At 56.1% G+C, this 25,293-nt stretch carries 16 protein-coding genes; 12 read left to right on the forward strand and 4 right to left on the reverse strand.

Going from position 1 to position 25,293, the window contains the following annotated elements:
* The first annotated feature begins 206 nt into the window (after window positions 1-206).
* From BM155_RS08290 to sugE, 4 genes are all read left to right on the forward strand, one after another.
* Window positions 207-2,075, forward strand: coding sequence for a hypothetical protein (locus BM155_RS08290; RefSeq protein WP_067150676.1), 1,869 nt, complete (start codon window positions 207-209; stop codon window positions 2,073-2,075).
* Window positions 2,076-2,241: 166 nt separating this feature from the next.
* Window positions 2,242-4,404: a mechanosensitive ion channel domain-containing protein gene (locus tag BM155_RS16765; RefSeq protein WP_083421124.1), complete on the forward strand. Its 2,163-nt coding sequence runs from the start codon at window positions 2,242-2,244 to the stop codon at window positions 4,402-4,404.
* Between the two features lie 297 nt (window positions 4,405-4,701).
* On the forward strand, window positions 4,702-6,102 hold the full coding sequence (locus BM155_RS08300) for a rhomboid family intramembrane serine protease (protein WP_074902351.1): 1,401 nt from the start codon (window positions 4,702-4,704) through the stop codon (window positions 6,100-6,102).
* A 210-nt stretch (window positions 6,103-6,312) separates the two neighbouring features.
* Entirely contained in the window at window positions 6,313-6,630 is a 318-nt protein-coding gene (gene sugE / locus BM155_RS08305; protein WP_074902354.1) for a quaternary ammonium compound efflux SMR transporter SugE, read from the forward strand.
* A gap of 77 nt (window positions 6,631-6,707) precedes the next feature.
* On the opposite strand, the gene BM155_RS08310 is transcribed toward sugE, so the two are convergent.
* The gene (locus BM155_RS08310) at window positions 6,708-8,126 is read right to left on the reverse strand and encodes a hypothetical protein (RefSeq protein WP_074902356.1); all 1,419 of its coding nucleotides are present in this window, start codon (window positions 8,124-8,126) and stop codon (window positions 6,708-6,710) included.
* Between the two features lie 598 nt (window positions 8,127-8,724).
* Between BM155_RS08310 and BM155_RS08315 the strand changes: the two genes are divergently transcribed.
* Window positions 8,725-9,876 (forward strand): iron-containing alcohol dehydrogenase, encoded by a 1,152-nt coding sequence (locus BM155_RS08315; protein ID WP_074902359.1) that lies wholly within the window; start codon window positions 8,725-8,727, stop codon window positions 9,874-9,876.
* 270 nt (window positions 9,877-10,146) lie between these two features.
* Here BM155_RS08315 and BM155_RS08320 read toward each other — a convergent pair whose 3' ends face one another.
* A complete protein-coding gene (locus BM155_RS08320; RefSeq protein WP_074902362.1) occupies window positions 10,147-10,569 on the reverse strand; it encodes an OsmC family protein in 423 nt (140 codons plus the stop codon).
* A 164-nt stretch (window positions 10,570-10,733) separates the two neighbouring features.
* On the opposite strand from BM155_RS08320, the gene pepB reads away from it, so the two are divergent.
* Window positions 10,734-12,026: an aminopeptidase PepB gene (gene pepB, locus BM155_RS08325; protein WP_074902364.1), complete on the forward strand. Its 1,293-nt coding sequence runs from the start codon at window positions 10,734-10,736 to the stop codon at window positions 12,024-12,026.
* Between the two features lie 310 nt (window positions 12,027-12,336).
* On the opposite strand, the gene BM155_RS08330 is transcribed toward pepB, so the two are convergent.
* A complete protein-coding gene (locus BM155_RS08330; protein WP_067150702.1) occupies window positions 12,337-13,860 on the reverse strand; it encodes a UxaA family hydrolase in 1,524 nt (507 codons plus the stop codon).
* 216 nt (window positions 13,861-14,076) lie between these two features.
* Here BM155_RS08330 and BM155_RS08335 point away from each other — a divergent pair, with 216 nt between their 5' ends.
* The 6 genes from BM155_RS08335 to BM155_RS08360 all read left to right on the forward strand — a co-directional run bounded on the left by BM155_RS08335 (window position 14,077) and on the right by BM155_RS08360 (window position 23,714).
* Window positions 14,077-14,814 (forward strand): FadR/GntR family transcriptional regulator, encoded by a 738-nt coding sequence (locus tag BM155_RS08335; protein ID WP_067150705.1) that lies wholly within the window; start codon window positions 14,077-14,079, stop codon window positions 14,812-14,814.
* Between the two features lie 310 nt (window positions 14,815-15,124).
* Complete coding sequence (locus tag BM155_RS08340) at window positions 15,125-16,516, forward strand: glycoside hydrolase family 28 protein (RefSeq protein ID WP_323054278.1); 1,392 nt, start codon at window positions 15,125-15,127, stop codon at window positions 16,514-16,516.
* A gap of 210 nt (window positions 16,517-16,726) precedes the next feature.
* Complete coding sequence (locus BM155_RS08345; RefSeq protein WP_083421125.1) at window positions 16,727-19,378, forward strand: TonB-dependent receptor; 2,652 nt, start codon at window positions 16,727-16,729, stop codon at window positions 19,376-19,378.
* A 141-nt stretch (window positions 19,379-19,519) separates the two neighbouring features.
* Window positions 19,520-22,018 carry a glycoside hydrolase family 88 protein gene (locus BM155_RS08350; RefSeq protein WP_254773154.1) on the forward strand — a complete coding sequence of 833 codons (2,499 nt, stop codon included), beginning with the start codon at window positions 19,520-19,522 and terminating at the stop codon, window positions 22,016-22,018.
* A 10-nt stretch (window positions 22,019-22,028) separates the two neighbouring features.
* A complete protein-coding gene (gene kduI, locus BM155_RS08355) occupies window positions 22,029-22,871 on the forward strand; it encodes a 5-dehydro-4-deoxy-D-glucuronate isomerase (protein WP_074902372.1) in 843 nt (280 codons plus the stop codon).
* Between the two features lie 54 nt (window positions 22,872-22,925).
* Complete coding sequence (locus BM155_RS08360; RefSeq protein WP_074902374.1) at window positions 22,926-23,714, forward strand: gluconate 5-dehydrogenase; 789 nt, start codon at window positions 22,926-22,928, stop codon at window positions 23,712-23,714.
* Window positions 23,715-23,793: 79 nt separating this feature from the next.
* Here the strand turns inward: BM155_RS08360 and BM155_RS08365 are convergent, their stop codons facing one another.
* Window positions 23,794-25,287 (reverse strand): mannitol dehydrogenase family protein, encoded by a 1,494-nt coding sequence (locus BM155_RS08365; protein ID WP_074902377.1) that lies wholly within the window; start codon window positions 25,285-25,287, stop codon window positions 23,794-23,796.
* Window positions 25,288-25,293: the final 6 nt, after the last annotated feature.

Genomic DNA, 25,293 nt, shown 5'->3' on the forward strand with positions numbered 1-25,293 from the left:
GACGGTTTCGAAATGGCCGGCCTATCACCTGAGCTTCTCATCTGGCTCCAAAGCGTTTTTACGCCAGGAAGTGAATCAATCAGGGGTTCCTTAGATTCACGGTATGTCGCTACTTAGCGATCGCAATTTTTCTTTCCGCCGCACGCCCGGCTAGTCTTTAGAGGTTCCTTAGGGAATTTCCGCTGTCATTGTGCCGAGGGAAGGCCATGTTGAGGGAAAAGGATTTTTCCGCACGCTGCCGTGTGTGTGCACTAATCGCCACCATATTGCTTTCCGCCTGCGGAGGAGGAGGCGGCGGGGGCAGTCACTCCGGCGGTGACAAAGTGGTGTGTGAAACCAGCGACGCCATTGTCCCCCCAGACGGTTGCGGTCGTCTGCTGGTCGGTTTTACCGATCTGGACGGGGATTTCGTCCGTTATCAGGTTGCCATCACTTCACTGCGGGTTTTGCGTGCCAACGGTACAGGCATTGAGTTGTTGGAAAAAGACAACACCGTCGACCTAGTGCAATACAAAGGACTGGCGGAATTGGTAACCGCGGCGACACTTCCGGTGGATGTCTATGTGGGTGTGGAGATTACCCTCGATTACACGGACGCAGATATCCGCGTAGATGTGGACGGTGCAGCGGAGAAAGTGGAAGTGCGCTATCCGGATGGGCGCCGCGTCCGCGAGCTGAAATTGACACTGGATCTGGACCCCGATAACCGGCCGCTGGCAAGGCCAGTGCCGCCGCCGCTGCTGCTGTTGGATTTCAGCCTCACCGCTTCCCATATCGTCGACACTCGAGAAACACCGCCTTTGGTGGAAATCTATCCGGTGATCACCGCGGAAGCGAATCCCCCGCCGCCACAAAAATTTCGCCTGCGTGGCCCTCTGCTGGATGTGGACCAGCGCCAGCTCTCGTACCGCATCGCCCTGCGCCCTTTCTATCTGAGCAGGGGCCGTCAGGGTGGCGTTGAGATCTTTGTCGACGGCAATACTGAATGGGAGATTGATGGCGAGGTTTTTTTCAGCACCAATGGCTTGGCGGCCCTTGAGGAACAGCCCGCCGATACGGCCACACTCGCCTTCGGCCATTTCGATTCAGACAGGCACCGCTTTACGGCCAGCGTGGTCTACGTCGGCAGTAGTGTGCCGGGGGAAATTCAGGAGGCGTTGCACGGCCACGTACTGGCGCGCGAAGGCAATTTGCTGACGCTGATCGATACACGCTTGATCCGCACTGACGGCAGTGTCCTTTACGAAGATGAGCGGCAACTGCTGCTCCCCGTGGATACACGGGTGATAAGACCGGGTTTTTTTACCGCGCAGAGGACTTCTGCCGCCGTTTCCGTTGGGCAGCGCATTACCGCTCTCGGCCTTTGGAAAGATGCACAGTGGCTCAATGCCGCCGAAGTGCGTCTGTTGCCGACCGCATTGGATGCAACGGTAAACCGAGCCAGTGAAAAAACGCTCGACGTTACTACCCTGGCATTCGGCAACCGCGATTCCCTGTTGTTCGACTACGCCGGTACGGGGCGCGAAGAAGCCGACGATGCAGACCCATTCAACTATCTGGTCGACATACAATCACTGGAACCGCGCAAGTGGGCAAAGTATGCGCCGCTGCGTATTTTCGGTTATGTCGCAGCATACGGCAGCGCGCCACCGGATTTCGACGCCGTGGCTGTTGAGGACTTCACCGAGCGGGGCGCGCAACTGATGGTCACCTGGGCCGGAGACGGCAGCACGCAAGCGTTATTGAGTCTGGATGCGAATGGCCTGCGGCCGAACCTGGCAGCGGGTATTTTGGGCAGCGATTTTTATATCCGTCGCGGCGCTGTCTTTACCAATCTGTTGGATCTGAACCGCGCGATACTGCTACAACCGGTGCTGGAGCACGGACTTTACGCCATTGTCGCGGGGGACCTCATCAGGCTCTATTCGGACTTCGGAGCGTTCGCTGTCGATTTGGACCGCTATATCGTCGGTGGCGCCGCGGTAAAAATACTGCATGCCGAGGGCGGTTATCGCAGCGGCGCCGTTGTCATGAGCGTAAACCAATTGGAAGTGGTGCTGGGGAATATTGATTAATTTGCCTCGATGTGAAAAGGAAACTCCAACCCCGATGAGTAGCGCAAGTAACGCGATAGACCGTGCAAATCTGTCGGGTACAGGAAGGTGTCCAACGGAACGAGCGGGAAACGCGGGAAACCTTCGTGTTCTGCCCGGGATTTTTCCTTCGGAGCAGCTGCGCTCTATGACAGGCGAATACCGTGTTGTCTCTTTTCTCATTACCCGCGCTGTTGAGGTCGGTATCCGCATCCTGGTGTTTTTTATTCTGTGCCTGTTGTTGGGCGGAATCTCCCCGTTTGCCAATGCCCAGCTGCCCGGACAGAAAAAAGAGCAATTCGAGCCTGTGATTCCCAATTTCAGTGCTCCCTCCGCCGATTGGTGGAGCGGCTGGCCCGACGCCTCGCGAGAGGAGCGCCGGGAGTGGTTGCAGGCCCTGACTCTCGCCTGGAAAGAATGGCGGAATCAATTGCCGGAAGAAGAGGGACTGCAAAAGCAGGCGGCAGCCATCGATAAAGCTTTGAAAGGGGTGGAAATCACCTGGCGCAAACACGCGGAATACCAGCGGATACCGCTGTTGCAAGACGTAAAATTCCCACCCGATCCGAATATCCTGACCTGGGCCGAGTCCGATGCCGCCGTGAACCGCGGGCGCCTGCGTCTATTCGGACTGCAGCTGGAGGCGCGCCAGCTGGACGATACTCTGAGCCAGTCGCTGGTCCAACTGCGCAAGCAGATAGTGCGTATGCGCGAGGCAAAAGGTCAGGCGAAAAAGGAATCCGCCGCACTGGCTCTGCTGCTGGCGCAGATTAACCAGCTAAATATCATTGAGCAGAGCGAATCCCTGCAGGACCAGTTGAAAGCCTGGCAGGAGCAGCTGGACCTGGCGGAGGGCCAATTGAACCGCATGCTCGCGGAACTGCAGTTTAGCAGCGAAGCCGGAGAGGCACTGGTAAAAGACATAGAAAAACAGACAGCGGAAATTGACCAACTGGCGGCGGAGCGCACGGCGCTACAGAGCGCCACAGTGGAATCGACTGAACCGGAGGCCAACCTGAAAAAAGACCTCGCCCTGATGCAGTTGGAGGTCGATTTGCTCGAAGGCTACCTGGAAAAGCGCAAGGATGAGTTACTGCTTTCCACCAACAGTGTACTGGGTGAGGTGGAAGAAAAACTCCCCCTGGTGGTGAGTCGTGATCTGGTGGATTCCGCGCGTACCCTGATCGATGGTATATCGCGACAACTGAATATCCGCCAGCGCCAAGTGGTCGCCTGGCGGAGCGAGGAAGGGCAGGAATTGGACCGCTGGTGGCGCGCCTTTGAGCGCATCGACAGCGGTTTGGCCCGGGCCCGCGACCTGATCGATGATGTACAGCGCTACGAGTTGGCGCAACTGCAGGTTTACAAGGAGCGCCAGGGGTGGTGGGCGACGGTAGGAGAGCGCACTGGCTATTTTTCCGATCTCTTCTACCGCCGCTGGCGCGAATTGGCAGACTACCAGCTATTCACCATCGCCCAAAATCCCATTACCCTGCGCCAGATTGCCAAAATCATCTTTGTACTGGTGAGTGCCTGGCTGATTTCAGGGCTTACCCGTCGTTTCCTGAACCGTTTGGTTCGCAAGAAGCGCGCCAGTGAACAGTCGATGTATAACCTCGGCCGGGTGCTGCACTACAGCATTATTGCCGTGGGGCTTGTGGTCGCGCTCGCCATGCTGGGACTGGATACCTCTAAGCTGGCGTTGGTGGCCGGCGCCCTTTCCGTGGGTATCGGTTTCGGTTTGCAGGCAATTTTTTCCAATTTTATTTCCGGATTAATTTTGTTGTTCGAGCAGCCGCTGCGCGTGGGCGATCTGGTGGAACTGGAGTCCGGTGTCTTTGGCCGCATTCGCGATATCAACGTGCGTTCGACACGCATCACTACTCGCGACAATGTGGATATTCTGGTGCCGAATTCAGAGTTTGTTGCTGGTCGAGTGATCAACCACACATTGGAAGATCCAGTGCGCCGCATTCACGTTCCCTTTGGCGTGGCTTACGGATCGGACCCGGATCTGGTGCGCGAGGCGGCCATGGAAGCCGCGCGGCGGGTCAACATCACCCACACCGATTGGAAGCGCAAGACCGAGGTGTGGCTGATGGAGTTCGGCGAGAGCGCACTTCGCTTCAAGCTGGTGGTCTGGGTAAACAGCAATATGGTGTCTTCCCTGGGAGACCTCTATGCACTTTACAACCTGGAGCTGCTGCGTGAATTCCGAGAGAAGGGTATAGAGTTCCCCTTTCCCCAGCGGGATCTGCATTTGCGCAGTTGCGAGGCGCCGTTGCCGATAACGCGAAAAAACGGCAACTAGCCCTAGGGAACCTCTGATTAATTCGCGTGAACACTATGGTAGGTTCCGGGGCACTCAGGCAATAGGATGGCCATTTCAAAACGCACGAGTACTTCCCTATAGCTCCGACGGATACCGCCTTGTATCCGACGGTTTCGAAATGGCCAGCCTATCACCTGAGCTTCTCATCTGGCTCCAAAGCGTTTTTATGTCAGGAAGTGAATTAATCAGAGGTTCCCTAGAGTTTTACGGTTTGTGATTGGGAAGTCTCAGCGGTATTCTGGGGCGCTAACCCACTAGTCACAGTAGATCGCTCCTGTGTTGATTATTCCCCTACAAAACAAGCCCGACTGGCGCCGGCCGCCACTGATGTGCTTTGCCTTGATTGCCATCAACCTGCTGGTGTTCGTGTTTTATCAGGGCGGCGATGAAGCGCGCTGGCAAAAAGCGGAAAACTACTATTTTTCCAGCGACTTGCCGGAGTTGGAGGAACAGCGTTTCCTGATCTATGTCAACGAAGTCCGCCCCGAGTGGCGCACTCAGGTGGATGCCCAGGGAGAGGACTTTGTCTACCGCGAACTGCTGTGGAACCCGGAATTTCACCACTGGCTTGTGCGGCACCTGAAGGAGGAAGGTGAAGCCGAATGGCTGGCACAGCGGCAACACTTCGCTAAATTGCGCGATCGTCTCAGCAGTATCGCCTATGGGCTGGTGCCCGCCGAACCGAGACCGTCGGGACTCATCGGCCATATGTTTTTGCACGGTAGTTGGGATCACCTGATCGGCAACATGGTGTTCCTGCTGCTGTTTGGACTGTCGGTGGAACTGGCACTGGGCGGATTGTGGTTCGCCGGCCTTTACCTGGCGGGCGGTCTCGCCGCCGCGGGCCTGCATATGGCCGTGGAGGCGGGCAGCCCGGTGCCCATGGTCGGCGCCTCCGGCGCCGTGTCCGCCGTCATGGGCATGTTTGTCGCCGTCTACGGCGTACGCCGCATGCGATTTTTCTATACCATCGGCTTTATTTTCGGCGAATTTAGCGCGCCGGCCCTGATGGTGTTGCCCCTGTGGCTGGCCAAGGAAATCTTAGGGTACTTTTACGGCGATGCGGGTATCGCCTACTGGGCCCATACCGGCGGCCTGCTGGCCGGATTCGTCTTCACCCTTATACTGCTCAGCTACCGTCCCGCAGTGAAGCAAATGCCGATGGAGGATGAACCGCCGTCGCCGCAGCAGGGCGCAATAGCGCGCATCGACCGGTTTCAGGAGGAAGGCAAACTGCTCGAAGCCGCACAGGCCGCCACCATGGCAATTCGCCAGTACCCCCAGTCGCTGCCACTGATTGAGCGCGCCATCGCGTTAACCGCCCCCGCACCGGAAAGCGAAGCCTACCACCGCGCGAATCTCGCGCTCTTCGCGCTGGCGGATAATACCGAAATCGACGCCCGTGCCCTGTCTAACGGCTATCACCGCTACCTGCAAACCAGCACAAACCCACGCGCCCTGACACCCAAAGCCTGCCTCCTGCTGGCCCGCCGTGCAGCGCGGGAACACGACTGGGCGTGGCTGGAAGCGCTACTGCGCCGCTTGTTGCGCCAGCGGGTGGATCACCCATTGCTGCCCAAGCTGGGAATGACCCTGGTGAACCACTACCGACGTGTAGGAGAGGAAGCACAAGCGCGAGAGATTTTGGATCTGCTGCAATTGAAAACGAGCGTATAGAATTTGCAGCGGAGAGAACTGCGCGCTCAGCGGAAAAATATGTCCGTACGCAATTATGTATTGGCTGATACTGCGTTTGCGGCTGTGTGCAATTTCATTAAAATGCACTCCACATCTACAGCGGCTAAAAAGCAAGTACTTGAAGTGAGGACGACCTCACCTCTCAAATTTCATCAGGGGACGGCCCCGTAAGTAAGTTGAGAGGAGTTTATGAACTGGTTCCTTTTATTTATTGCGGGCCTCTTGGAGGTTGTCTGGGCAATTGGGCTAAAGTATTCGGAAGGGTTTACGAAGTTCTGGCCTAGTATTTGGACAATATTTTCGCTCGTCGCGAGCTTTCTTTTATTAGGTATATCGCTGAAAAGCTTACCTGTAGGTACAGCCTATGCAATATGGGTAGGTATTGGCGCTGTTGGTACCGCGCTTTTCGGCATGATTCTCTTCGATGAACCAGCCAGTGCCTCCAAAATAGTGAGTTTGGGGCTGATCTGTATTGGTATCGCCGGGCTCAGGTTGGCACAAACCTAAAATAATTACACAGATAACTCCCGCCATTGACGGGAGCCTGCTGTTTTTAGATGCGTAAAACAGGCCCCCATTCCCCCTTAGCCGGCCGCTTCTGCTTTGGTCAGTATTTGCGCCAGCGTATCCACTTGCTTGCGCAGACTGGTATCGGGAAAGTGCTTCTTGATAAAAGTCAATAATTGCTTAGCCGTGTCTTCCCGGTTAAATCCATCGATATAAATCTGTGCCAGTAGCAGGTAGGCAGCATCCAGGTTCCGGTAGTCTTTGTTGTGTTTATGGAGATTGGTAAGGAGTAAGGCCGCCGGGCGGAATTTCTGTTGGCGGTAGAGTGTTTCCGCCAGTTGGTGACGGACATGGGGCTTATCGATGGTGGGGGGCGGATTGGTGGCCAGATAGAGTTCCGTCGCGGTGTGGGCGCGGTTCATGAGGATAAATTTTTCCAGCAGGTGGGGCGCAAGCTCGCGCAGGGCTTTTTTGTCCTGGGTGGCCAGCAGCAAACGGTAGTAGCGTTCGTTCAGGGCCGGTTCGTCCGGGTAACGGCGCAGGCATTCCACCAGGGTTTGGCGGGCCACTTTGAAGTCGCCTTCACGCATCAGTATGTTGGCTTCTGCCTGGGCCCGGGCGCAGTCAAAGTCGCGCTCTTCCAGGTAGCTGTCATCGTCATCACGGATGGCGGAAATACCCAGCTGCTGCTGCCGCGAAAGGCAGATATATCCCATCATGGCACTGGTGACGATGGCGAAGTAGGTGGTGGTTGCGGCGATCACTGGAATCAGGGCCCAAGGGGGAAGTTTGTCTGCCACCAGCATAAGCAGGTAACCGGGGGCAGCGGAGATGGCGCCGGTGCTGAGCCATAACAATAAATAGGGCCAGCCGATAATCAGGGTGAACTGCAGCAGTTTTAGCGGGTTGATGGCCGCCCGCAAGCTGCCTTCCAGAGCCAGAACGATCATCGCCGCTGGTGTGAGTAATGAAAGAGCAATAGAGTAAAGCTGAAGTGCGCCGGGGGCGATGGAAAGCAGTTTGTAGCCGACGAAACCGGCGATCAGGGACATGCCGATCACTTTCAGAAACAGCGGTGCGCTGTTGCCGTCCATGGCGTCGCCGAAGCCAGGTGCCTGCAATTGGCCGCCGGCCAGTGTTTGGATGACTAACAGGTTGTAGCGGGTAACCAGGGCAAAGGCGCCGAGCAACATGAGCAGCGAAACGATTCCCGGCCCCGATATCAGCAAGCCTACTGCCGCCGCCAGTGCTATCACGGTCAACGGCCCCGGTTGCAGCGCGTATTTGAAATAAAAGATGCCCATCTGCCAGAAGGGTTTGGCGCTGTTGCTCGCGCCGATATAGCTGAGCGGCTTGTGGCACAACGGGCAGTCGGGTTGGCCATTGCGGTAGTTGGCGCTGGAGCCAGGGATACAAGTATCGCAGTAATAGCGGCCGCAGGGCTGGCAGTGCCAAGAGGCTTCTGTTGTGGAATGGTAGGTACAATTGTTAGTCATACTACTCCCAGTATTGTTGTTATTTCCCTGTGCGTAGTTTATCGGTATTTATGCGAGTGGCGCAAATTTCATTTTGAGCTTGAGATTGTTCGAGTCAGTGCGGTGTCTCTATTTTGCGCGGAGGTGCATATTCGGCCGTTTCATTTCTATTGCTGATTCTGCCGTTGGGGTGCGGGATGCAGATGTTTATCGTGACTGGATTGATAAAATTATCTGAGCCTTTCTTGTGCCACTTTCGGATTTTGGGTGGAAGTGACCGAATTGGGGGAAAAATATAAAAATAATTTCGCAAGAAAAAATGCTAATTTTTTGCTTGTTGATGCATTTTTATTATGAAAATAATTTCTAAAACAGAACAATGGTTTTTTAAGGCGGTGTCTGAATAATTTCTGCACTTTAGTGGCGCATCTTGAACCAGTTGATACTATTCCGGAGTTTGGCAATACCGATAATTGCAGTATCCTAGCTCCTGAGAGGGATAAATTGCTCCTGTTCTCACAGTACGTCTGTTGCTGGTTGTTTAGAACGCAAGGCGTCCACTTGTGCTCTTTTACTGTCAATAGATCTTCCCCGCTGTTACCCATAAAGAGGACCCGCCATGACGATTGATGCATTTTTCGTACCCAATGTTTCCCTGATGGGAGAAGGGTGCCTCGCTTCTTTGCCTGAGCGTGTGAAAATGCTCAAGGGAAAAAAACCGCTGTTGGTTTCCGACAGAGGTATGACAGACCTCGGTTATACCGCTCGAGTTACGGAATTACTGAAATCTGAAGGTATCGATTGCGCTGTATACGACGGCACTGTACCTAACCCCACTGACCATAACGTTGAAGAAGGCGCGGAGATTTACAGTAAGGAAAACTGTGATCTGCTGATTTCCTTGGGGGGCGGGAGTTCGCACGATTGCTGTAAGGGGATTGGTATTCTGGTGACCAATGGTGGGAAGATCCAAGATTATGAGGGGTTGGACCAATTAAAGGCCGCTCTGCCTCCTTTTATCGCCATCAATACCACCGCTGGTACCGCCAGTGAGATGACCCGTTTTACCATTATTACCAATAGCTCCAATCATGTGAAAATGGCTATTGTCGATTGGAGGGTTACGCCGGATGTAGCGATTAACGACCCGGAATTGATGGTCGATATGCCTCCTTCCTTGACAGCTGCCACCGGTATGGATGCTCTGACCCACGCTGTGGAAGCTTATGTGTCCACCGACGCAACACCTATCACCGATGCTTGTGCACTCCAGGCGATTCGCTTAATCGGTCAGTATCTGCGCAAAGCGGTGGCCCGTGGCGATGATATGGAAGCCCGGGACAAGATGGCCTATGCAGAATATCTGGCCGGTATGGCATTCAACAATGCTGGTCTGGGTTATGTACACGCAATGTCGCATCAGCTGGGCGGTTTCTATAACTTGCCTCACGGCGTATGTAACGCTCTGCTGCTGCCGCACGTGTGCCGTGTCAACCTGATGGCTCGCACCGAGCGCTTTGCCGATATCGCCGATGCTTTGGGGCAAGTAACTGACGGGCTGTCTGAGCGGGATGCCGCTTATTTGGCCATTGAGGCTATCGAAGCCTTGTCGAAGGATGTGGGAATCCCGCAGACGTTGAGCGAGCTCGGTGTGAAGGAAGAAGATATTCCAACTATGGTGGGCAATGCGCAGAAGGATGTCTGCTGCTTGACTAATCCCCGTAAGTTGAAAGACGACGAAGTGGCCGCTATCTATAAAGCTGCGCTATAAGCGATTACCAGAGACGTCGAAGTAAATCTCTGAGTAATTTGCTCTTTGACGACAAAATACTCTGAAGTCGGATGAAAAGCTCAGGTGGTGGGGTGCGCATTTCGAAACGCCGGATGCCGGGAGGCATCCGACGGAGGTACAGGAATGTAGCTGTGCGTTTTCGAAATGTTCCCCCCATTGCCTGAGCACCCCATAACCAACTACAGCGCTCAGGCGAATTAATCAGAGGTTCCCCAGCGCTTCCTCGAAAGGCTTATCCCAGCCTTTTCATTAGTGTTTGCGCTTGATTGTCCCTTGCAGGGTTGTGCCGGGGGCTACGGTATTAAATACAGTGCCGTATTTACGCACGTTATTGTGCAAAAGCTCCAACTTTCGATCAGGCTCGTCGGTATCGACAATAATTTCGTAATTGATGGACTCCATTTTTGGCGGCACATCCTGACGGATGCCGTGTAAATGAATTTCTACACTGCGTAGCTCAAAATTCAGCATGGGCGTAACGCGTTCAATGCCCTTGAGCATGCAGGCGGATACAGCCGCTAACAATAGTTCGGCGGGATTAAACGCATCTTTTCTCCCCGCCAGATCGGTATCCAACTCCAGTTTGGCTTCCTTGCAGTGGGCCAGGCTACCGTGTGCATCGACACGCTGTGCCTGCACATGGAAATGCATTTTTTGCGCTGTATCGCTCATGACGTATTCCTCTTCGAAACGGGAGAACAGGCAGATTGAATTTGATACCTTGCATGCATCATTGAATAAGGCTACCTCACTTCAAAATAGGGTGGGAGAGGTGAGCTGGGTAGGCTGGTAGAATACCGCTGAATCCACCCGACGATTTGAGTAAAGGATGCAGTATGACGAAGGCAATGCAGGTTCAGTTGGTTGAGACGCCCGCAGAAGACATTTGGGGCGGGGAAAAGGGGTTGTTGAGTTTTACCGAAACTGGCGCCACTGTGCACGCCACCAAGGCGGTTGGAGGGCCGCTGGTTGCGGCACAGCGCGCAGCGCGCCGTCTGGATGGTATGGGTATCGGAGCAGTAGCTCTGGCCGGTGATGGCTGGGATATGGAGCGGCGCTGGGCCTTCTGGGCCGGTTTCTTTAACCCGCGCAAAGACAACGCCCTGGACTGGGGTACCGGCGATGCCGCAGAGTTGAAAGAGCTGGCCGCGCGGGAAAAGGCCGCGCGCTGGGTAAGGGAAATCACCAACGGCACGCCGGAAGAAGTCTCTCCCCGCGTTCTGGCGGAGCGCGCAGCGGCGCTGCTCTCGGAGCTGGCGCCGGAGGCGGTGAGCCACAAGATCATCGCCGGCGATGCACTGTTGCAGGAGGGGTTTGTCGGCATCCACACCGTGGGCCGCGGCAGTGTGCGCGAGCCGGTGATGCTGCAGCTGGATTACAACCCCGGTGGCGATGAACAGGCTCCGGTGGATATCTGTTTGGTCGGCAAGGGGATTACGTTTGATTCCGGCGGCTACAGCATCAAGCCCTCCAGCGGTATGGCGACGATGAAGTCCGATATGGGCGGCGCGGCCATGCTCACCGGCGGTCTGGCCCTGGCGATCGCACGCGGATTGCAAAAGCGTATCAAATTGTACCTTTGCTGCGCGGAAAACCTGATCTCGGGCCGGGCGTTCAAGCTGGGCGATATTATTCAGTATAAAAATGGTGTTTCCGTCGAAGTGTTAAATACCGATGCCGAGGGGCGCCTGGTGCTGGCGGATGGACTGATTGCCGCTTCCGAACAGGAACCGCGCTGGATTCTCGATGCCGCCACGCTCACTGGCGCCGCCAAGATGGCGGTGGGGCGCGATTACAATTCCGTACTGAGCCTTGAGGACGAGGCGGCGCAAAAGGTGTTGGACGCGGCCGCGGCGGAAAATGAAAAAGCCTGGCGCTTGCCACTGGAGCCCCTTCATCTGGAACAGATCCCGTCCAGCTTTGCCGATATTGCCAACGTGGGTGCGGACGGCAGCCCCGGTGCCTCCACGGCCGCTGCCTTCCTGGCCCGCTTTGTGCGTGACGATGGGCGCAAGTGGGTGCATATGGATCTGTCCGGCTCATACCATCCTAGTGGCAATGATCTCTGGGCCCCGGGGGGCAAGGGACATGGTGTGCGCACCATCGCGCGTTTCTTGCAGGATAGCTGAAGCGGCGGTAAAACCTGAATGGGCGCCGGATGGTGCCCGTTTACTGAAATGCTAGGGAGCCGCTGATTAATTGGCTCCTGGGCGACAAAGCGACATATCACCCAAATGAGAAGCTCAGGTGATGGGATGTGCATATCGAAACCGTCGGATACAAGGAGGTATCCGGTGGAGCTGCAGGGAAGCACTCGTGTGTTTTCGAAATACCCATCCCATTGCCTGAGCGCCCCGGAACCAACGGCCGCGCTCAGGCGAATTAATCAGAGGCTCCATAGGAAAAAGTAGGCCTGCCTTGAACAAAAAGGAGCAGCTGCTATATCACCGCGCCGATATGCCAGGGCGCGAACTCGTTGTCGCCATAATCGAGCTGTTCGCTGGCACTTTTCTCTCCGGATGCAATGGCGAGCACTCGCTGGAAAATCATCTCTCCACACTCGGCCACCGTGTAGTGGCCTTCGATTATGCCTCCGCAGTCGATATCCATATCTTCGCGCATGCGCTGAAACAGCTGTGAGTTGCTGGCCAGTTTAACACTGGGCACGGGCTTGGCGCCGAAGGCGGAACCCCGTCCGGTGGTGAAGCAGACAATATTGGCACCGGCCGCTATTTGCCCGGTGACAGAGACGGGGTCGAATCCTGGACTGTCCATAAATACCAGTCCTTTCTTGCGCACGCGCTCCGCGTATAGATAGACATCCTGCAGCGCGCTGGTGCCGCCCTTGGCCTGGGCGCCCAGGGATTTTTCCGCGATGGTGGTTAGTCCCCCGGCCTTGTTGCCCGGTGAAGGGTTATTGTTCAGGGCCGCACCGTTTATTTCCGTGTAGTGCTCCCACCAGCGGATTCTATTCAGGAGTTTCTGTGCTACTTCCGGTGATACCGCACGGCGGGTAAGCAGGTGTTCGGCGCCATAAATTTCTGGTGTTTCTGAATAGATCACTGTGCCGCCGTGGCGTACCAGTAAATCCGCCGCAGCCCCCAGAGCCGAATTGGCGGTGATACCGGAAAAGGCGTCGCTGCCGCCGCACTGCACTGCGAGTGTCAGCTCCGAAGCTGATACCCGCTCTCGTTCGCAGGCGTTGGCCAGTGGCAGCATTTCACTGAGTTTGGCCACGCCCGCCTCAATGGCGGCGCGGGTACCGCCCGAGCCCTGAATCGTCATCGTCTGGAACAGAGGGCCTGTCTCCAGGCCGCATTCGCGCAGCAGGTGATTCACCTGCATTGCCTCGCAGCCGAGACCGATTAAGAGCACGCCGGCAAAATTGGGGTGGGAGATATAGCCTTGCAAGGTGCGCATCAGTGTGCGGTAACCCTCACCGCTGGTGGACATGCCGCAACCGCTGTCGTGGCCGAGAGCCACCACACCATCAATATTGGGGAAATCGCGCAGCTGACCACTGTTGGTGACGCGGGCAGCGATGGCCCGGGATACGGTGACGGAGCAGTTCACCGTGGAAACGACGGCGAGAAAATTACGCGTGCCAACCCGGCCATTGGCGCGGCGGAAGCCGCGAAAAGAGGCTCTGGCATTTTCCTCGATATAGTCGGTAACCGGTACTTGGCTGCAAAACGCATAGTCGGGCTTGTGCGCCCCGGCATGCATATTGTGCTCGTGCACATGTTCGCCGGTGGCGATATCGGTACAGGCGAACCCGATGACCTGGCCGTACTTGAGCACGGCGTCTCCCCGGCTGATGGGGCGAACCGCCACTTTGTGCATGGCCGGTACGTCGGTGGCCAACTGCAGCATATCGCCGCGCCAGTTCACCAGACTGCCCGCTGGCATCTGGGCGCGGCACAGGGCCACGTTGTCGGCTTCGTGAATATGAATAAGGTCCATCCGTACACTGACTCCGCAGCCCGTAGGCGGTTACAAATCTTTTTATATCGCGCTTGGGTTCTGTGAATGGTTGCAATCTAGCACTATATTGGTAAGGCCGCAATGTTGAATTTTGGTAAGACTATCAACGTGGCCGATCGGTTGTTGTGGTTTAGCCCCATCTGCTAAACTGCGCCACACCTTCTTTATTGCCAATTGCTTACGGAGAGACAGTCCATGCAGGGTTCGCGACTCTACCAACAGGTGGCCGAAAAGCTCGCCGCGGCCATCGCCGCCGGCGACTATCCTCCCGGAACCCGCCTGCCGGCGGAGCGCAAGTTGGCGGAACGTTTCGAGGTGAGCCGCCCCACGGTGCGCGAGGCCATCATTGCCTTGGAGCTGGCGGGTTGCGTGGAAGTGAAGGGCGGCTCCGGCGTCTATGTGGTGGATGCCGAGGCGGGCAGCTTCAAGCCCACCGACACGGACATCGGCCCTTTTGAAATCCTGCAGGCGCGCATTATGTTCGAGGGGGAGGCCGCTGGTCTGGCCGCCCGCGAGATGAGTGATAAAGAGGTTGCGGAACTGGAGCAACTGCTGCAGGAGATGATCGCGGAGAACGCTACCGACGCCAAGGCGGAGGTGGCGGATGAAAAGTTTCACTTGCATATCGCTCGCGGTACCCACAACGATGCCGTGGTATCCGTGTGCGAGCATCTGTGGCAGTTGCGCAATAGTTCCACCGTGTCCGCGCGCATTCTCGAGAAGGTGCGCCAGGCTGGGTCCAAGCCGCGCATCGAAGAGCACCGCCGTATTCTGGAGGCTATCAAGCGCCGCGATGTGGAGGGCGCGCGCAATGCCATGCGCGATCATTTGCAGCGGGTGGTGCAGCAGTTGCTGGACGCCACTGAGGCGGAGGCCCTGGAAGCCGCCCGCCGCGAAGTCGATGCCGCCCGCCAGCGCTTTGCTTTGCCCTGACGCGACGGGGGAGGGTTGTTCTCTCCTGTCGATAGGGCGCTCCCCGGTTCATTTTTCGAATCCGCCATCCCAGTGCTCGATCGCGCCGGGTCAGCTGTGGCGCTCGGGCGAATGCGCCGCCGTTTCCCTTTACCACCCGCTATTCTCCCGCTAGGTAGTTCCCCGACTCCCAGTTGCCACAGCAAAATTGGTATGACAGACTAGGCTAAGTACGCAGCTCTGGTCTTTCCAGTTTGCCCTGGCCTGATCCATTACACATAAAACAATAATTTCTGGGAGAGCAATTGTGAGTTTCAGCAGGCGCGGCTTTTTGCGCTCAATCCTTCTCTCTGCCATGGCACCATCCCTTTCCCACGCCATGAGCCGGCCCACACCGCAGGATTACACTGGTCCCTGGGCCGCCGTGCCGAAGATTCTCGACACCATCCAGCTGCCGCGTATTCCGGCGCGGGAATTCGATATCCGCGACTTTGGCGCCACTGGTGGCGAAGACGACAGCGGGGCTTTCACCGCGGCGCTGCGGGCCTGTCGCGCCGCGGGCGGCGGGCGCGTGGTGGTGCCGCCGGGCCAATACCGCAGCGGTCCTATCCACTTGGGGTCCAATACCGAGCTGCATCTGCGGGAAGGTGCTGTGCTGTCTTTTATTCCCGATCCCGACCGCTATCTGCCGCCGGTGAAGACGCGCTGGGAAGGCATGGAGCTGATGGGCTATTCGCCGCTGATATACGCCCACGGCTGCGAGAATGTCGCCCTGACCGGCAGGGGGCGCATTGACGGTGGCGCGGACTGCGATACCTGGTGGCCCTGGAAGGGCCTGAACACCAAGTGCGCCCAAAGCTCCGACGCGGGGCCCACCCAGCACGCCGCGCGCAAGGCGCTGTTTGAAGATGCCGAACGCGGCGTACCCGTGGCCGAGCGGGTCTACGCCGACGGCAGCTACCTGCGCCCGCCGCTGGTGCAGTTTTATGCCTGCCGCAATGTACTGATCGAGGATGTAACCCTGGAAAACGCCCCTTTCTGGGTGCTGCATCCGGTGCTCTGCGAAAGTGTCACTGTGCGCGGTATCACCGCCCGCAGCCACGGTCCCAACTCGGATGGCTGCGACCCGGAGTCCTGCCGCAACGTGCTGATTGAAAACTGCCTGTTCGACAATGGCGACGACTGTATCGCCATCAAGTCCGGCCGCAACGCCGACGGCCGTCGCCTCGCCGTGCCCAGTGAAAACATAGTGATCCGCGACTGCCGCATGCGCGATGGCCACGGTGGCCTGGTGCTGGGCAGCGAGATCTCCGGCGGTGTGCGCAATGTGTTCCTAGAAAACTGCACTATGAGCAGTCCCAACCTGGAGCGTGGTTTGCGGATCAAGACCAACGCCATGCGCGGTGGCGAAATTCAGCATGTCTATGTGCGCAATGTCAGCATTGGCCAAGTGAAAGACGTGATTGTGATCAATTTCTTCTACGAGGAGGGGGACCGGGGACCCTACGATCCGGATGTCCACGATATTTTCGTGGAAAACCTGCATTGTGAACGAGCTCAGCGTGCCTTCCATATCCGCGGCTTTGAGCGCGCGCCCATTCGGGGATTGCACGTCGCGCGCAGTGACATTCTGCGGGCAGAGTCCGTCGGGGTGATTGAGCAGGTCAGTGGTCTGACCGTCAGTGCGGTGACGATAAATGGTGAGCTGTTTAAGCCGAAATAGATTTTAGGCGGTGCAGAGGCGCCTCTGCCGCTTGCTTATGGCTGGCCCCGGAAGCCAACCAGACTATAAAAATTGGTCAGCCATAATGTTGTAAGTTGGTCTTCCATATGCGATTATCGGCTCGCTTTGATAAAAAGTGGTATTACCAGTCGGATTACCAAAATAAACCGGCTTGCCAAAAAAATAACGAGAGAAGCGGAGATGAAAGTCATGACGACGTTCCAACTCAAACCCCTCGCCCTGGCGATGACCGTGATTGCCGTGCCGGTTGTGGCGCAAGCACAGAGCGCTGAGTTGCTGGAAGAGATTGAGGTTACGGCCAGTTACCGGGACAGCCTCTCTAAAGCGCTCAATCAAAAGCGTTACGCTGTGGGTAGTAAAGACACCATTCTGGCGGAGGATATTGCGGATTTTCCCGACTTGAACCTCGCCGAGTCCTTGCAGCGGATTCCGGGTGTAGCCATCACCCGCGATGCCGGTGAGGGCCGCAATATTTCCGTGCGCGGCCTGGGCCCCCAATTTACCCGCGTGCGCATCAACGGCCTGGAGGCCATTTCCACCACCGGCGGTACTGATTCCTCCGGTGGCGCAAACCGCAGCCGCTCCTTTGACTTCAATACCTTTGCTTCGGAGTTGTTTTCCAACCTGACCGTGCACAAGACGTCTTCGGCGGATTTGGACGAGGGCTCTCTCGGTGCCACTGTGGACCTGAACACCGGCAAGCCCCTGGATTACGATGATACCTTTACTTTCGCCGCCAATGGACAAATGGGGTATAACGATCAGTCTGAGGAAGTCGATCCCCGCGCTTCTTTCCTGATTGCGGGCAAGAACGAAGCCGAGACGTTTGGCTGGATGGCTTCCTACTCCTACTCTGACCGCAATATTCTCGAGCAGGGCTTTTCCACTGTTCGTTGGAGTAACAGCGAAAACTTTGTCAATTGCTCCGCTTGTGCCGATGAAGCTGAGCTGGCTGCGCTGAATGAAGGGTTTTTCCCGCGTATCCCGCGCTATGGAAACCTTACCCACGAGCAGCAGCGCCAGGGTTTTACCGGTACTCTGCAGTTCCGTCCCACTGACAGCACTGAAATTCTGGTGGATTACTTGACCTCCAACTTCGAGGCAACTCGTCAGGAGGAATTTGTTTCTGTCGGTATCAAGGAGAAATTCAACTATGAGGTTGTAGATGTCGTCGACTACACCATGGACAGTAACGGCACTATTACTTCCATGACGCTCGATGACTATGCGGTTCGCATCGAAAACCGTTTCGATGAGCTGGAAACAAAATTCGATCAATTCTCGATTCGCGCTTCCCACGACTTCAGCGAGTCGTTGCGCGTGGACGGTATTATCGGTGCCTCTGAGTCCAACTTCTCCAACCCGGTACAAACTACCGCCATTATCGACGCCTATGGTATCGATGGTTCATTCACTTATACCGATAACGGAAATTTGGATTTCCATGGCTTTGATACCACCAATCCGGATAACTTCCAGTTATTCCAGCTTCGTCACCGCCCCAACAGTGTAGATAACACCTTCCAAACCATCGCTTTCAATGTCGAATATGACATCAACGATACTTGGAGAGCGAAAGCTGGTGTTTCCAGTAAGAGCTATGAGTTCGAAGTACAGGAATACCGTGCCGAGCCAAAATTCGCGGGGATATCTGCGGCAAACTTCGGCGGCAATATTGTATCCATGGAGGGGGTAAGCTGGTTCTCCCCGGACGTGGGTGATGTCTATGCGTTTGCTGCTGCGGACGTAGATGCAATCATGGGAGATAGGCCCTACGAAACCCGCCCACAGGACAACCGCTCGGTTACAGAGGATGATACAGGTTTTTACCTGCAATTGAGCTGGGACAGTGAACTCGCAGGTCTTCCCTTCCGCGGAAACTTCGGTGTGCGCCATGTGACCACAGAGGTGGAGTCTTCCGGTTGGACCAAGCGCAAAACCGCTGATGGTGATGAAATTATCCCAGTCTCCGCGGAAAACGAGTACGACGATGTGCTGCCGTCTCTGAACTTGGCGCTGGATGTGCGCGAGGATATGGTGGTGCGTTTTTCTGTCGCCGACGTGATGGCCCGTCCGTCACTGGGTGACTTGAGCCCTTACGGCAGTATTGATACCTACAATGGGGAAGTCAGTTTTGGCAATCCCAAGCTGGACCCCTTCCGCGCTCGTGCCTACGACCTCTCCTATGAGTGGTATTTTACCGATGATGCGGTGTTGGCCCTGGCATACTTCTATAAAGACGTTAACTCCTTCATAACCTCAGCGTCTGAAGACGGGCGCCCCTGGTCCGAAACCGGCCTGGATGCGTCTGCGCTCGAAGGGGCCGGCGGTACCTTCGATGAAAACAGCCTGTGGAATATCAACAAAAAAGTGAATGGTGAAGGCGGCGAACTGGAAGGCTTTGAAATCCAGTATCAACAGCCGGTGCTAGATAACTTTGGTGTCATTTTGAATTACACCTATGTGGATTCTGAAATGAACTACGGCACCAAGGAGGACCCGCTGTACGACGCCTTGACCGGCATGTCGAAGAATACCTACAACGCCACTGCATACTATGAGAATGATGTCTTCAGTGCGCGCGTGTCTTTCTCCAAGCGCAGTGATTATATGACGCGCTCGCCGGCATCCACGCGCAACGGCCTGACCTATGAAGGTACGCTCGGCACCACTAACGTTGACTTCGTTGCAACTTACAACCTGAATGACAATACGACGCTGAGTTTTGAGGGCATTAACCTGACCGACGAACCCAACGTCCAGGTTGTGGACTTCGACCGTATCGTTGTTGATCACACCACGGGTCGTCAATTCTATCTGGGTGCTAAGTACAAGTTCTGAGTGATAGCGTTTCACTCGGTAACGTAACGCGGTTGCGGTCGGGTACGGAATTCTGTCGGTGCTTTTTCCGGGTCAGAATTCGCAGCAGTACCCGACCGCTTTTTCCATAACGAGATAAAAAGCGGATTCCTGGAGATTGATGTGAAACGGTTTGGCATATCGGTATGCAAGGCGCTCCCTATCACATTGGCTGCGTTAATGCTTGGAGCCTGCGGTGAAGAAAAGGCGGGAGCACAGAAAGAAGAAGCTCTCCAGGCACTTGAGCAGCCGCTGGCCGACAAGATCATTGCCCGGTTACAACTTTCCAACCCGTCGGATTTCCCGCGTCTGGACGAAGCCGTCTACCTGAGCTTCCGTGAACTGGGGTTGGCGGACAACTACGCTCACCCACTGGCGGTAAAAGGGAAAACGCTGTTGCCGGTGCAGCGGGTAGACCGGGATGCGGACGGCAGTATAGATGGGGTTATCTTCCTGGTGGATATACAGGTGGACGAAACCCTCGACCTGCAAATCCTGCCCGCAATTGAAACCGTACAGCCAGAACCCAAGCGCACGCAGGCGGAAATCTCCCATAAGAGCGGCGGCCGTTGGGTGGGCAATAAATACGAAGGCGGCAGTTTCCAAAATGTCAGCACTCTCGATGTGCCTCCAGAGCACACGGATCACTCATACTTTATCCGCTACGAAGGGCCGGGTATCGAATCCGATCTGGTTGGCTATCGGGTCTACCTCGATTGGCGCAATGGCTTCGATATTTTCGGAAAGAAGGTGCGTGAGCCCGTACTGCAGGATGTGGGGCAGGATGGTTTTGATTCCTATCACCAGATGGCCGACTGGGGTATGGATATATTGAAAGTTGGCGACGCCCTGGGCATTGGTGGCTACGGCTACTGGGATGGTGAGAAAGTTGTAAGGGTCAGCGATGTCCAGAACTGGAGTGCGAAGATCCTCGATAACGGCAACCTCTACTCCGCTTTCAGCATTAAATACCAGGGGTGGAAACCGGATGAGGACCTGCAGGCAGACCTGACAGCGGTTATGTCGATCGCTGCCGGCAGCCGCCTGGTGGAAGTGCGGGGGCACACAGACAGGGCCATTGGTGCTCCGGTCGCGGGTATAGTCAAACATCCCGGCACGCAATTGATCGTGGGCGACTTGGATATTCCCGGCAGTGCCTGGACTTATATCGGCACTTGGGGGCGGCAGAGCCTGGATGGCAGCGATCTTGGCATGGGGCTGTTGGTCCAGAAAAAATTTGTTCGCGAAATAACGGAAGACGAGCACAACCGGGTGGTGGTGTTCAAGGAGCCGGCCACCCATGAATTTAACTACTACTTCACCGCCGCCTGGGCTGGTGAAGGGGAAAGCCGTCACGGCCCCATTACCAGTGCCGAAGACTTTGAGCGTTATCTGGCCCGGGAAGCGGAAAAGCGCACCATTCCACTGCGCAAACGCCTGACGACTGCTGTTAGTGAAGCGCAGACACAGCAGCCCCTGAGCGCGGAGGTCGCGCTGGCGTGGAGCAAGCGCATGGCGGATTCAGAGCTGGAACGCAGCGCCCTGCAACTGGGTTTTGGCGGTGTGGATCCGCACCGCAAGCGCCCGGCCTATTTCGAGTACACCACCGGACTGCTGATGCAGGCCTATGACGACCTTAACCAGGTGAGTCCGGATGCGCGTTACGCGGCAGCGGTGGAAAAAGTGATGGGCTCCTTTGTCAATGAGGATGGCAGCATCAATGGCTACGTGCAGTCGAAATTCAATATCGACAGTATCAATGCGGGTAAGGTGCTGCTGCGGATGTATGAACGCAATGGCAAAGAGCAATATCAGACGGCGGTAGACACGCTGCGCGAACAACTGAAGCAGCATCCACGCACCGATGCCGGTGCTTTTTGGCACAAAAAAATCTACCCACACCAGGTGTGGCTGGATGGTGTTTATATGGGAATTCCTTTTCTGGCGCACTACGAAAAACTGCGTGGCCAAGGGGATTTTGAAGAAGTACTAGCGGAATTCAGGGTGGTGCGGGAAAAGCTGCGCGACCCGCGAACCGGCCTGTACTTCCACGGCTGGGACGAGGTCCGTAATCAGGTCTGGGCGGATGACAAGAGCGGCCTCTCGCCGAATTTCTGGTCCCGTGGAATGGGGTGGATGGCCATGGCGCTGGTGGACGTGCTCGATTATCTCCCCGAGGAAAACAAAGACGACCGCCAGTATCTGATTGACATGATCAATGACCTGGCGCCGACGTTGAAAAAATACCAGGACCCTGAAAGCGGCACTTGGTATCAGGTCACCGACAAGGCGGGCGCTCGCGGCAATTACCTGGAGGCAAGTGGCAGCAGCATGTTCACCTACTTTTTTGCCAAGGCGATCCTCAAGGGATATTTGCCGGAATCCTGGCTGCCGGTGGCGAAGAAATCCTATCAGGGCCTGTTGAATGAATTTGTTCGGGTGCATAACGACGGCAGCATTAGTCTGACCAGTAACTGCGAAGTGGCGGGGCTTGGCTTCGGCCGCGACGGCAGCTACCGCTACTACATGAGCGAGCCGGTGGTCGATGATGATCTCAAGGGCGTAGGCCCCTTTATCATGGCCGGAGTGGAAATGCACAAATTGTTGAACCGATACAACTGAGAGGTTGACGATGACCACCTTATACGAAGAACGCTTTGTGCCGCATCCGCGCGACTATGTCCGCTACGACACCGAGCGCCTGCGGGAGGAGTTCCTGGTGCCGGTGCTATTTGATGCGGACAAAACACGTCTGACCTACTCCCATGTAGACAGAATGATTGTCGGTGGTGTTATGCCGGTGACAAAAACAATTGAGTTGGAATCCATTGAACCGCTGAAGGCGGAATTTTTTTTGCAGCGCCGCGAACTGGGTGCGATCAATATCGGTGGGCCCGGTATTGTGGAAGTGGACGGGACCCAATACGAAATAGATTGTAAAGAGGCCATGTATATCGGCCGTGGCGCCAGGATGGTGAAATTCTCCAGCCGGGATTCGGCGGCGCCAGCGAAATTCTACTTGAACTCCACGCCCGCGCATCGCGAGTGCCCGACACGCAAAGTGGGGCAGGAGGACGCCAAGGTGCTGGAAATGGGCGCTGGAGAAACCTGTAATCAGCGTGTGATCCGCCAGTTGCTGGTGAAAGAAGTGGTGGACACCTGTCAGTTGCAGATGGGGATGACCGAGCTCGCCCCCGGCAGCGTCTGGAACACCATGCCGGCCCATACACACAGTCGCAGGATGGAAGCCTATATGTACTTCAACCTGCCGGAAGACCAGGCGGTTTGCCACTTTATGGGACCACCACAGCAGACCCGCCTTATCTGGATGGCCAATGAGCAGGCCGTGATTTCACCCGCCTGGTCTTTGCACTCCGGCGTGGGGACAAGCAATTACACCTTTATCTGGGGCATGGCCGGAGAAAATCTGGATTACACCGATATGGATTTTGTGCAACCGAACGAGCTGCGTTGATTTTTTTCATTCACCTTTCCGTGGGAAAGCAGCAACGAATACAGGTGGAAAACAATGTCTTCACTGTTTGATTTAACCGGTAAGCTCGCCTTGCTGACCGGCGCCACTCATGGTCTCGGTATGGCTATGGCGGAAGGCTTGGGGAATGCGGGTGCCAAACTGGTGATTACGGGGCATTCCTCTCAGGAAAAGCTGGACAAAGCCGTTGCCAGTTTGCGGGAAAAGGGCTACGACGCCCATGGGTATCTGTTCAATGTCACCGACGAGGCGCAAGTCGCTGATGCGGTGGGGCAGATTGAGGGCGAGTGCGCGCCCATCGATATTCTGGTCAACAATGCCGGCATTATTAAACGGACACCCCTGCTGGAAATGTCGCTCGAGGACTGGCGGCAGGTGATAGAAACCGACCTCACCGGAGTCTTTACCATGACCCGGCCGGTGGCGAAACGCATGATTGAGCGCGGCGCCGGGAAGATCATCAATATCTGCTCGATGATGAGCGAGTTGGGAAGGGACAATGTGGCTGCCTATGCGGCGGCAAAGGGTGGTTTGAAAATGCTGACTCGCAATATGGCCACAGAGTGGGCCAGATACAATGTGCAGGTCAACGGTATCGGTCCGGGATATTTCGCCACCAGTCAGACAGCGCCGATTCGCGTCGATGGCCACCCGTTCAATGAATTTATAATCAATCGCACACCCGCGGGGCGCTGGGGCAATCCGGAAGATCTTCAGGGTACCGCGGTATTTCTTGCCAGTCGCGCGAGTGATTTTGTCACCGGGCAGATTGTGTACGTGGATGGCGGTATTCTGGCGACTATCGGCAAGCCTTACAGTGACTAGCGCAAGAAAAGCAGGGCGTGTAGTGGGATAGAGATGGCGAAACCGCCGCATACAGGGATGTATGCGGCGGTTTTCAATTTTAGGCAGGACTTTTCTCAAACTGCGTCCGCACGCAGGTCAGTACGCCGTGCTGCTTCAGGCGGGTCAGCCAGCCGCTGAGTGCGCTGTGCAGTCTTTCGCTTTGTCGCAGATCTGCCCCAAACACCGCGGAAAATTGTAAAAAAGCAGCGGTCAATTCGCTGGTGTCGTCAGCGTGTCGGTCGCAGAGTGCTTTCAGATCCGCAGCCAGGGGATCTGAAACTTCAATTGTATTTCCTGCATCGTCTACCGCAGAGACGTAGCGTATCCAGCAGGCCAGCGCGAAAGATAGGAGATCGATAGGACCACCGTTCGCCAATTGGTGTCGCAGCGTGCCCAACCAGCGCTGAGGAATTTTTTGCGATCCGTCCATGGCAATCTGCCAAGTGCGGTGGCGCAGGGCGCGGTTGGAAAAGCGCTCCAGCAATTGCTGGCGGTATTTTTCCAGATCGAAGCCTCGTGGTGCTTCGACAGCAGTGCCGGCTTCGGTGGCGAGGAAATGCTGTGCCAGGGCAGCGAATGCCGGTTCCGCCATCACGTCGGCAATGGTTTCAAAACCGGCCAGGTAACCGCTGTAGGCAAGCAGCGAGTGGCAGCCATTCAACAGCCGTAGCTTGATCAGTTCGTAGGGCTCGACATCTTCCACAAAAGTCGCGCCCGCGCGATCCCAGTCCGGGCGCCCGCGGAGGAAGTTGTCCTCGATCACCCATTGGCTGAAGGGTTCCGCTACTACCGCGGCGTTGTCGCGTAGACCGAGCATATTTTCCAGTGCCTCTCGGTCGGTGTCTGTGGTGGCCGGCACTATGCGATCGATCATGGTGCTGGGGCAGCGGGTGTTTACTTTTATCCAGCTAGCCAGGTCGGGGTCGACTTGTTCCGCGAATTCGAACAAGACCCGTTGCAATAGCTTGCCATTGGCGGGGAGATTATCGCACGAGAGCAGAGTAAACCCAGGCAGGCCCTTATCCATGCGCGCCTGCAATGCGTAGACGATAAAGCCGAGGGCACTTTTGGGGGATTGGGGATTGGCCAGATCGTGCTGGATATCGGGGTGTTGCAGGTTCAGGGTGCCGCTGGCGGGGTCATGGCAATAGCCCTTCTCGGTGATGGTGAGAGAGACAATCCGAATTTCCCCATCGGTCATGGCTTCCAGAAGCGCGCCCGGGTTTTCGGGCGCGACATAGACATGCTGTACACAACCTATAACGCGAACCTTTTCCCCGGCATTACTTTTTTCCACCACAGAGTAAAGGTAGTCCTGGGGTGCCAGCTGGTCGCGTACCGCCGGCGAGCGCAAGCTGGCGGCGATAATCCCCCATTCGCTTGCCCCCTCCACCAGCAGCTGTTCCGTATACCAAGCCTGATGGGCGCGGTGGAAGGCGCCTATTCCCAAATGCACGATACCGGCTCTGATCGTATTGCGGTCGTAGTCCGGTATGGTGACGGAATCCGGCAACAGGTTCAGTGTGTGCCTGTTCAGAAGTTTTTTACTCATTGATAT

This window comes from Microbulbifer thermotolerans (genome assembly GCF_900112305.1).
Taxonomy (GTDB): domain Bacteria; phylum Pseudomonadota; class Gammaproteobacteria; order Pseudomonadales; family Cellvibrionaceae; genus Microbulbifer; species Microbulbifer thermotolerans.